The organism is Devosia sp. (assembly GCF_028290625.1).
GTDB lineage: Bacteria > Pseudomonadota > Alphaproteobacteria > Rhizobiales > Devosiaceae > Devosia.
Window position 1 is genome coordinate 243,447 of the sequence record NZ_JAQGJM010000038.1, and the last position, 9,072, is coordinate 252,518.

8 protein-coding genes and 1 pseudogene are annotated in these 9,072 nt (G+C 62.5%); 1 reads left to right on the top strand and 8 read right to left on the bottom strand.

Annotation, left to right across the window (positions count from 1 at the left end):
• Nucleotides 1-67 precede the first annotated feature (67 nt).
• The 8 genes from JWR51_RS22195 to JWR51_RS22230 all read right to left on the bottom strand — a co-directional run bounded on the left by JWR51_RS22195 (nt 68) and on the right by JWR51_RS22230 (nt 8,578).
• Entirely contained in the window at nt 68-988 is a 921-nt protein-coding gene (locus tag JWR51_RS22195) for an ABC transporter permease (RefSeq protein WP_299752940.1), read from the bottom strand.
• Nucleotide 989: 1 nt separating this feature from the next.
• Nucleotides 990-2,111, bottom strand: a complete 1,122-nt coding sequence (locus JWR51_RS22200) for an ABC transporter permease (protein ID WP_299752943.1) — start codon at nt 2,109-2,111, stop codon at nt 990-992.
• Nucleotides 2,101-3,666: an ABC transporter ATP-binding protein gene (locus tag JWR51_RS22205; RefSeq protein ID WP_299752946.1), complete on the bottom strand. Its 1,566-nt coding sequence runs from the start codon at nt 3,664-3,666 to the stop codon at nt 2,101-2,103. The genes JWR51_RS22200 and JWR51_RS22205 overlap by 11 nt, the downstream gene beginning before the upstream one ends.
• Before the next feature lie 67 nt (nt 3,667-3,733).
• Nucleotides 3,734-4,798 carry a BMP family ABC transporter substrate-binding protein gene (locus JWR51_RS22210; protein WP_299752950.1) on the bottom strand — a complete coding sequence of 355 codons (1,065 nt, stop codon included), beginning with the start codon at nt 4,796-4,798 and terminating at the stop codon, nt 3,734-3,736.
• Nucleotides 4,799-4,860: 62 nt separating this feature from the next.
• The gene (locus JWR51_RS22215) at nt 4,861-5,679 is read right to left on the bottom strand and encodes a BtpA/SgcQ family protein (RefSeq protein WP_299752953.1); all 819 of its coding nucleotides are present in this window, start codon (nt 5,677-5,679) and stop codon (nt 4,861-4,863) included.
• Nucleotides 5,679-6,842, bottom strand: a complete 1,164-nt coding sequence (locus JWR51_RS22220) for an SIS domain-containing protein (protein WP_299752955.1) — start codon at nt 6,840-6,842, stop codon at nt 5,679-5,681. The genes JWR51_RS22215 and JWR51_RS22220 overlap by 1 nt, the downstream gene beginning before the upstream one ends.
• Before the next feature lie 39 nt (nt 6,843-6,881).
• Complete coding sequence (locus JWR51_RS22225) at nt 6,882-7,793, bottom strand: carbohydrate kinase family protein (RefSeq protein ID WP_299752958.1); 912 nt, start codon at nt 7,791-7,793, stop codon at nt 6,882-6,884.
• Nucleotides 7,793-8,578 carry a GntR family transcriptional regulator gene (locus JWR51_RS22230; RefSeq protein WP_299752961.1) on the bottom strand — a complete coding sequence of 262 codons (786 nt, stop codon included), beginning with the start codon at nt 8,576-8,578 and terminating at the stop codon, nt 7,793-7,795. Before JWR51_RS22230 ends, JWR51_RS22225 begins: the two co-directional genes overlap by 1 nt.
• Before the next feature lie 292 nt (nt 8,579-8,870).
• Here JWR51_RS22230 and JWR51_RS22235 point away from each other — a divergent pair.
• Nucleotides 8,871-9,072, top strand: a pseudogene (locus JWR51_RS22235) (deoxyribose-phosphate aldolase); the annotation flags it as partial.

The window sequence follows — 9,072 nt, forward strand, 5'->3', positions numbered from 1 at the left end:
GCATCAAACCCAAAAAGGCCGCGCTCCAAACCGGAGCGCGGCCTTTTCGTCGGGGAGTTAAAACCCCCTAGCCGATATCGAAGCGCCAGGCGCTGTGGCGGCTGCGGGCACGCGTCGTGCGCCATCCCACTAGCACCAGCGCCAGCACCGTCACCACATAGGGGATGAGCTGCAGCAATTGGGGGGCAAGCCCGGTCACTTGCGGCAGGCGCACGGACAGTGCTGTGGCGGTGCCGAACAGGATGGCCACCATTGCGGTCAGATACGGATTGCCGCGGGCGAAGAAGATGGCCGCCAGCGCGATCAGGCCGCGCTCATTGGTCATCTTGTTGGCGAAGAGCGAAACATAGGCGAGCGACAGGTAAGCGCCGGCAAAACCGCAGAACAGTCCGGACAGCAGCATGGCCTGGAACTTGACCCAGTCCACATTGATGCCGGCTGCGGCCGCCGCTTCGGGCGCTTCGCCGACGACCCGCAGCTGCAGGCCCCATTTGGTCTGGTACAGCGTCCAGGCGACGATCGGTACGAAAACATAGGCGACATAGACCAGGATGGTGTGGCCGCTGAAGATTTCGCCGATGATCGGGATGTTCTCGATAACCGGGAGATGGATGACCGGGAAGGTGGGGATGCGGTCGGAGGTGAACACCCCGTCCTGCCCCAGCACGCCCTTGAGCAGCAGCGCCGTCAGGCCATAGGCGAGAAAGGTCACGGCCGTGCCGGCGATGAAGATATGGGCGCGGAACTTGATGTTGAACATCGCCATCAGCGCGGCCAGCAGCATCGAGGCCAGGATCGCCGCCAGCAGCGCCAATTCCAGGCTGCCGGTGAAATAGGCGGTGGCGACGGCGGTGAACGCCGCCACGATCATGAAGCCATCGAGCGCGATATTGAGCATGCCGGCCTGATAGGTCAGCAGCCCCCCCATGGCGGCGAAGACCAACGGGGTCGAAATGCGGACGGCGGAATTGAGGATTTCCAGATCCATTTCAGGCCTCCGTTGGGGTGGCGTTGACGGGCTCGACGGCGTCGGGCGATTTCGGCGGTGGCTCCGGGAACAGGCGCAGGATCAGCCAATCCCAGGAGAACTGCGCCGCCAGCACCAGCACGGTAATGAACTGCAGCACCTGCACCAGGTATTTGCTCAGCCCGGTCATCATCTGCAGCACGCCGCTGCCGCCATTGAGGGCACCGAACAGGAAGGCCGCGACGATGACACCGATCGGGTTGAAGTTGGCCAGCATTGCCACCGCGATACCATCGAAGCCATAGCCGGGGGAAAAATTGTCGTAGAAGGCGCCATACTGGCCGAGCACCTGCTCGGCACCGGCGAGGCCTGCAATACCGCCGCTCAGGATCATCACCCAGATTGCGCGGCGCGGCACATTGATCCCGCCATAATAGGCGAAGCGCGGACTGAGCCCCATGATCTTCCACTCAAAGCCGCGCACGGTGCGCACATTGATGATGGCGAAGATGATGCAGCACGCCAGCGCGATGAAGATGCCGGCATTAACCTGCGAATAGACCGAAAAGGTCGGCAGCGCCGCGCTGGGCGCAATATCGGGCAGCTTGTTGGTCGGCCCCGGCGCCTTGAAGACGTGGGTGGCGAAGAACCCGGTCAGCAACAGCGCGATCGGATTGAGCATCAGGCAGACGACGAGCTCGTTGACGCCGAGATAGACGCGCAGCAAAGCCGGGATGGCTGACCACAATCCCCCGCCGACAAAGCCGGCTAGGATCGCCAGCGGCAAGTGCAGGAACCACGGCATCGGAAAGGCATAACCAACCACGCCGGCAAACAGAGCGCCAACCAGCATCTGGCCCTCGGCGCCGATATTCCATAGCCCCGCGCGGAACGAGATGGCGACGGCCAGCCCGGTGAATAGCAGCGGCGTCATCATCTGCAGCGTCACCAGCAGGTTGGGCACGCCGACTAGGCTGCCTGAAATCAGCAGCCCATAGACCTCGATCGGATTCTCGCCCAGGGCCAACACCAGCAGGCCGCCGACGATGGTGGCGATCAACACAGCGACGATGGGCTGGACAGCTGGGCGGCAGAAATTGAGTACGGCCATACCCGGACCCGAACCTGTGGTTTCAAACGACATGCTGGGTCTCCTTCGGGAGCGCGCCGACGCTGGCCGGCTCTTCGTCCAGGCCGCCCATATAGCGGCCCACTTCCTCGGCATCGGTATCGGCGGCCTTGAGGTTGGCGACGATGCGGCCACGATAAATGACCAAGACGCGGTCGGAGATCGACAGCACCTCGTCGAGATCGGCCGAGACCACAAACACCGCCCTGCCCGCATCGCGCATCTCCACCAGCGTGCGGTGGATCGCCTCGATGGCGCCGATATCGACGCCCTGTGACGGTTGTTCGGCAATGATCAGGCGAGCATCGCGGGTCAACTCACGAGCGATCTGCACCTTCTGCTGATTGCCACCCGAGAGCGATCCGGCGGCCTTATCGGGCGTGGCGCCACGGACGTCGAAACGGGCGATCAGTTCGGCGGCGCGCTGCTTGGCGCGGGTGGCCGCAAAGAACGGACCGGCTTTGAACTTGCCCAAATGGCCGACGGTCATGTTCTCCCAGATCGAGCTTTCGAGCGACAGTCCGAGGTCGCCACGATCGGCTGGAATATAGGCCAGTCCGGCCTCGCGATTGCCGCGCGGATTGGGCCGCAGCGGCGTGCCGCAGATCTGCACCTGCCCACCGACGGGGCGGCGCAACCCGGCAATGCACTCGACCAGTTCATCCTGGCCATTGCCCTGGACCCCGGCCAGTCCGACGATTTCGCCAGCGCTGACGCTCAGCGAAAGATTGTCTACCGCCGTCTCGCCGCGCTCACCCAGAGCCGTCAGGCCCTTGACGTCGAGCAGCAGTTCGCCGGTCGGCTTGGCCTCATTCTTGGCCACGCGCAGCAGCACTGAACGGCCCACCATCAGGCTGGCGATCTCCTGCGCAGTCACATTCTTGTTGTCGATGGTCGATAGGATACGACCCTGACGCATCACCGAAATGCGGTCGGAGACGGCCAGCACTTCGCGCAGCTTGTGCGTGATGAAAATGATCGAGTGCCCGCTATCGGCCAGCGAGCGCATGGTGGCGAACAGCTCTCGCGTTTCCTGGGGCGTCAGGACCGCGGTTGGTTCGTCGAGGATCAGGATTTCGGCCTCGCGATAGAGCGCCTTGAGGATTTCGACGCGCTGGCGCAAGCCGACCGGCAGCGTGGCGATGATCGCTCTTGGATCGAGATTAAGCCCAAAGCGTTCGCTGATCGCCTTGGTCTCGCGCTCGGCGCGGATGCGGTCGAGCCGGCCGAAGGATTTGAGCGGTTCGGAGCCGAGAATGATGTTCTCGGCCACAGTGAAGGACGGCGCCAGTTTGAAATGCTGGTGCACCATGCCGATACCCAGGGCGATGGCTTCCTTGGGATTGGCGAAACGAACCGGCTCGCCGCGCAGGTCGATGTCGCCATCGGTGCGGGGCAGCAAGCCGTAGAGAATGTTCATCAGGGTCGACTTGCCCGCGCCGTTCTCGCCGACCAGGGCATGTATCTCGCCGCGGCGGATATCCATGCTCGCCGAGTGGATGGCGGTGAAATTGCCGAAGCGCTTGACGATATTGCGCATGCTGACGACGGGCACTGAAGCGTCGGGCATAGTCTTGTCCTTTGCCTAGCCGGATTGGAGCTGCGACGGCGTTGCCGCAGCTCCGGGAGTGTCGACTTTACTGTGCCAGCGTCGTGGCAGTCGCGATCGACGGCGGCGTCGCGATCGGGGGCGTGCCCATCTCGGCCTGGCCAGCCTTGAGCTCGAAGTAGTTCGGCACCACGATCTCGCCCGACAGCAGCTTGGCCTTGAGCGTATCGACCTCGGCCAGCACGGCGTCGGAGATCAGGCCCTTGTTGTTGTCGTCCATGGCGGCGGAAACCCCGTCTTCAGCCAGACCATACATCTTGACCTGATTGCCGGCGAAGGTGTTGTCGCTGACCGACTTGATCATATCGAAAGCCTGGGTGTCGACGCGCTTGACCATCGAGGTCAGCACGCTACCGGGCGCCAGATAATTCTGGTTGCTGTCCACGCCGATGGCGAAGGTGCCGGTGCTCTTGGCGGCTTCGATGACGCCGACGCTGGTCGGGCCGGCAACGGCGAAGTTGATGTCGGCGCCCTGGTTGATATTGGAGAGGGTGAATTCCTTGCCACCTGCGGGGTCGGTGAACGAGCCGGTATAGGTCTCGATCACCTTGATGTCCGGATTGGCCATCATCGCCCCGTAATAGTAGCCGATGAAGAAGCGGTGGATGATCGGGATGTCCTTGCCGCCCACGAAGCCGATGGTGCCGGTCTTGGTGGTCTTGGCAGCGATGTAGCCGACGAGAAACGAGCCTTCCCAATCCTTGGTCACCGTGCTGACGACGTTGGGGCCGAGCGGCTCGGGACCGACGTCGACGAGGCCGAACTTCTGGTCCGGGAACGCGGCGGCGACGGCTTTCATCGGCTCGATCATGTCGAAGGAAGAGCCGATGATGATATCGAAGCCCTGACCGGCGGCGCGAGCCAGCGCGGACTGGAATTCGGAAATTGCGCGCGGCTGGATGACGACGTAGTCGGCGCCGAGCTCGGTTTTAGCGCGCTCCATGCCTTCTACCATCATGTCGTTGAACGACTTGTCACCCAGACCGGATTCGGAGGTGATCATGGCGACCTTGGGGGCGGCGAAAGCCGGAACCACCACGGTCGTCAAAAGCGAAAGCACTACCAGGCCAGTCTTCAGAAAATTTCCAGACATCGTTTTCTCCTGTTGCGTTCCATTTCGACAGGCATCGCTCTGACGGCGATTGTCCTGTTTATTCAAGCTGCTGGGGGATCTTGCACCGTCCGCGCCACAGCCATGAATTCCCTCACTTTGCTCGGGATGAAGCGGCCTACTGCGCTCCCCGAGTCTTTCATCGACGTGGACACCATGGCCCCGTCGGCCTTGCTCGCCACTTCGGCGAAATTGGATGCGGTTACCCCGCCCCCGATCAGGATCGGGATGTCGGCGTACTTGGCGCGAGCACGCGCCACCATGTCCAAGGTCTGCGGATAGGATTTGCCGGTGAGCACCAGCCCATCGGCACCGCCGAGGCGGACGGCGAATTCGACATCCTCTTCGAAGCCACCAGTGGCGATCGGCGTGCCGGTACGATCATGCACGTCGGCGAAGATCGCGACCTGCCCCGCATTCCAGGAGGTCCGCGCCTTGATGGCATTGTGGGCCTGGGCTGTTTCCATGCCGAACGGGGTCATCATCGCGCCGACATAGATCTTGATGCGCACGAAATCGGCGCCCGAGGCCGAGGCGATGGCGAACATTGCCTCCGCATCGTTTTCCAGCAGGTTCAGGCCGGTCGGTTTGCCGAATTTATTGCGAATTTCGGCGGTGACCCGCGTCATCCACGCCACCTGCACGGCGGTCGCCGACATGTCGACCGGGATATCGCCCAGGTTCTGCACCATCAGCACGTCGACGCCGTTCTCGGCCAGGATGCCGGCCTCCTCGAGGCCCGCCTCCAGCACCGAGGCGAAACTTTCGCCCCGGTAGTTGGCGCCGCCGGCCAAGGCCGGCAGCTGCACCATGCCCACGACCGGCTTGCGGCCGGCGCGAACGAGTGAGAGCAGCTCGCTCATCACACCTTCTCCGTCTGGCTGGTCTTGGCTTCCTGCGAGTTGAAGATCTGGCGAAAATTGACTTCCTGACGCTTCTTGTTGTCGAAGCCCAAGAAGGCAATCTTCTGCACGGTCGAGATTTCGCAGGACAGGTATTCGAACGGCAGCTTGTAGACGAAGGGTGTCAGCGTCTCGGGAATGCCCTTGGGCATGGGGAAGTAGATGTCGCTGGCCTTCTGCGCGACCGCGTCACCCTCTTCGCCGACGATGATGATGCGCGAGCCCATTTCACGGGCGGCTTCGGCCTGCTCGAGACCACGGTCATAACCAGCGCCCGGGGGCAGGATAATGAAAGTGTCGGTCTTTTCGCCGGTCATGAAATAGTGCTCGTGCGCCCATTCCTCGAGCTGCGACAGATGCGCCGGGCGGGTGAGGCCTTCGAACCACTTGGCCATGGCGAAATAGGCGGTCGAATAGTTCGGGCCGCCGCCCAGGATCACGGTCGCACGGTCGGGGGTGAAGGTCGGCGCGAGCTTGCGGGCCAGAGCCAGCGTGCCGGCATCCGATGCGGCCATCGCCTTGGCGGTGGCATGCAGTTCGGCGACCAGTTTGGCCGACTGGGCAGCGTTCAGGTTGCCCAGGCGCTCGCCGATGGCAATGGCGGCGACGAACAAGCCGAGCATGCTGGCGGTATAGGTGATCGAGCCCGGGGTCACGACGCGCGTGCCGTCTGGCAGTTCCTTGATATTGGGGGTGGCGTTGACCTTGATCAGCGTCTCGGCGGTCTGGGCCAGCTTGTTATCGGCGCTGACGGTCACGGCGAAAGTCCAGGCGCCACGGTCCCGAGCCAGGCGGACACCTTCGATGGTGCGCGACACGGTGCCAGAATTGGAGACGCCGAAGACGAAGGAATTGGCCGGCAGATCGCCGACGAGATAGCGCGAGAATTCCAGGGCCTCGACCGGTTCGACGAAGCGGCCGGTGGCCTTCATCATGAACTGGCGGGCGGCGAGCGCGGCGCAATAGCTGTCGCCGCAACCGATCATGAAGCCATGCTCGAGCGTGCCGGGGTCGCGATCCACCAGGATCTGGCGCATATTGGCCAGCATCAGATCGATATTGCTGCCGACAAATTCGGGCTGCATACCGATTTCACGCAGCATCACGGTCTTTTCGTTTTCCACTGAAGGCTCCTACTTGCAAAAATAATGGGCGGGCGATCGTCACAGACGATGAGCGTCCACCTGTGTCCTGAGATGATCGAGACGGCACTGCGCCTCGTGCTTGGTGGCGCCAACCAGCGCCGTCGGTCCCAATCCAGCCACGGCAAACGATGCCGAAACCGATCCCCAGAGCACCGCATCCAGCGGCTTGCCGGTACGGGCCAGGCCCACCAGCGTGCCGCCCGAAAAGGCGTCTCCGGCGCCGGTGGCATCGACAACTGTCTTCGCCACCGTCGGTATTTCGAAATAATCGGCCTGCCCGGCCGCATGCATGATCAGGCCCTTGTCGCCACACTTGATGGCGATGACCGGCAATTCCGGCGCAATCTCGCGCAGGACCCGCAGCGCATCGGGCGGCGATTTGCCGGGCACCATGGCCTCGGCATCCTGCTTGCTGGGCAGGAACAGATCGAGCAGGTTGAGCAGCCGCTTGACCGAAGCCTGATCCACCTCGCGGAGGTGACGGTCATCAGCATCGACGCTGATCAGCTTGGTGCCATCGCGGCGCAGCCGTTCGGCAAGCTCGATCTGCAGGGTCCATGGCATCGGTGCCAGATGGGCATGGCCGCACGTGAAGCCATCGAGATCGCTCAGCGCCGGGCTGAATTCATGCCAGTTCTGCATTGCGGTGCGGAAGATGAAATGGCGCGAACCATCCTCTTCATAAAGGCCCCAATTGCGCAGCGTCCGTGGCAATTGCCGGCAATTGGAGAGATCGATCCGCTCGCCCAGGTCCGCCACAGGATATTCCGGCCCGACCGGCGCGATGATCGCTGGACGCTCGTCCCAGACCGCCATGCCGAGACCCGAATAGACCGCATTGCCGCCCGGCACGCACCACTTGGTACTGCCATCGATGAACACGAGGTCATCGATGCTGATATTGCCGAGCGTGGCGAAGTCTGCATGCATCAGACGGGTGCTCCAGACCGCATCGAAGTGAACTCGACCACTTCGGTGTTGTGATAGTTGATGGCCAGCAGGACGGGCTTGCCGTCGAAGCCATAGTGAATTTCGTGCATCAGCATCAGCGGTGCGCCCTTGCGCAGTCCCAGCACCTGAGCCATGTGCCCATCGGCCGCGACGGCCGAAATCCGCGCCTTGCTGTGGGAGATGGTGATGCCAAAATCCTGGCGCAGGAACGCGTAAAGCGAGCCGCCCTCGAACTTGGACAGCGCCTCGAAATTGCGGCGATTGCCGTCGAGGACGACATATTCCTTGGCGACGACGAAGGGCGTGTCATCGATCAGGCGGACGCGGGAAATCAGCCCCACCTGCGTATCGCCATCGATCTCGAGTTCGCCGGCGGTGCTGGCGGACGGCTCGATCTGCGTAATGACCAAATCACGGTACGACGGCTCGCCGCCCGCGGCGCGGATCAGGTCGGTCATCGAACGCATCAACTCGAGCGACCCAAGCATTGGCTTGGTGTCCTTGCTGATGAAGGTGCCCACGCCATGCTTAACCAGGATCAGCCCTTCGCGGGCCAGGATGCGGATCGCCTCGCGCAGGCTCGGCCGGCTGATGCCCAGGTGCTTGGCCAGTTCGGCCTCGGGCACGAGCTTGGCGCCCGGCACCAGTTGGCCGGACAATATCTGCTCACGAAGGGCATTTGCTACACGCGCCACTAGATCCTCGCGCCGCCCGCTGGCGGCCCAGATTTTTTCGCTGAGACTGGTGAAGTCGGTTTCGTTCACGATCGTTCTCGCTTGTTTGTTGAATTTTGCATTATAAATTCATATCGTCAATACGACTGACGTCTAAAGTCTGACCTCTTGCCTCTCGGTCATCTCACTGACACATTGGCGGGGTGATTTTGACATGGTTTGCGCACGGGGAGCTAGGAGATAAGATGTCTGTCCACTGGCGACCGGAAGGTTTGCGAAATACGCGATCTGGCCTGCTTATCCAGGGCCTCGTCGCTGCGCTTGAAGCGCATTGCCAACGGTCCCCTGCCCGCTTCGATTCTCAAGTCTGCGAGGATTTGGCATGAGCCTCAAGGTCGTCGATACGCAGCACGTTCCGGCGCACCGTCGCAATCCGGGTTTTCCGCTCGATCTCGATTGGGTCGGGCGGGTGCGGATGAACCGCTCGGCGCTGGAACGGCGGGCCGGCAGCATCGGCGCGCGGCGGACGGTCAAGAAGGACTATCAGCTGGCCTGGCTGCTCAAGGCCATCACGCTGATGGACC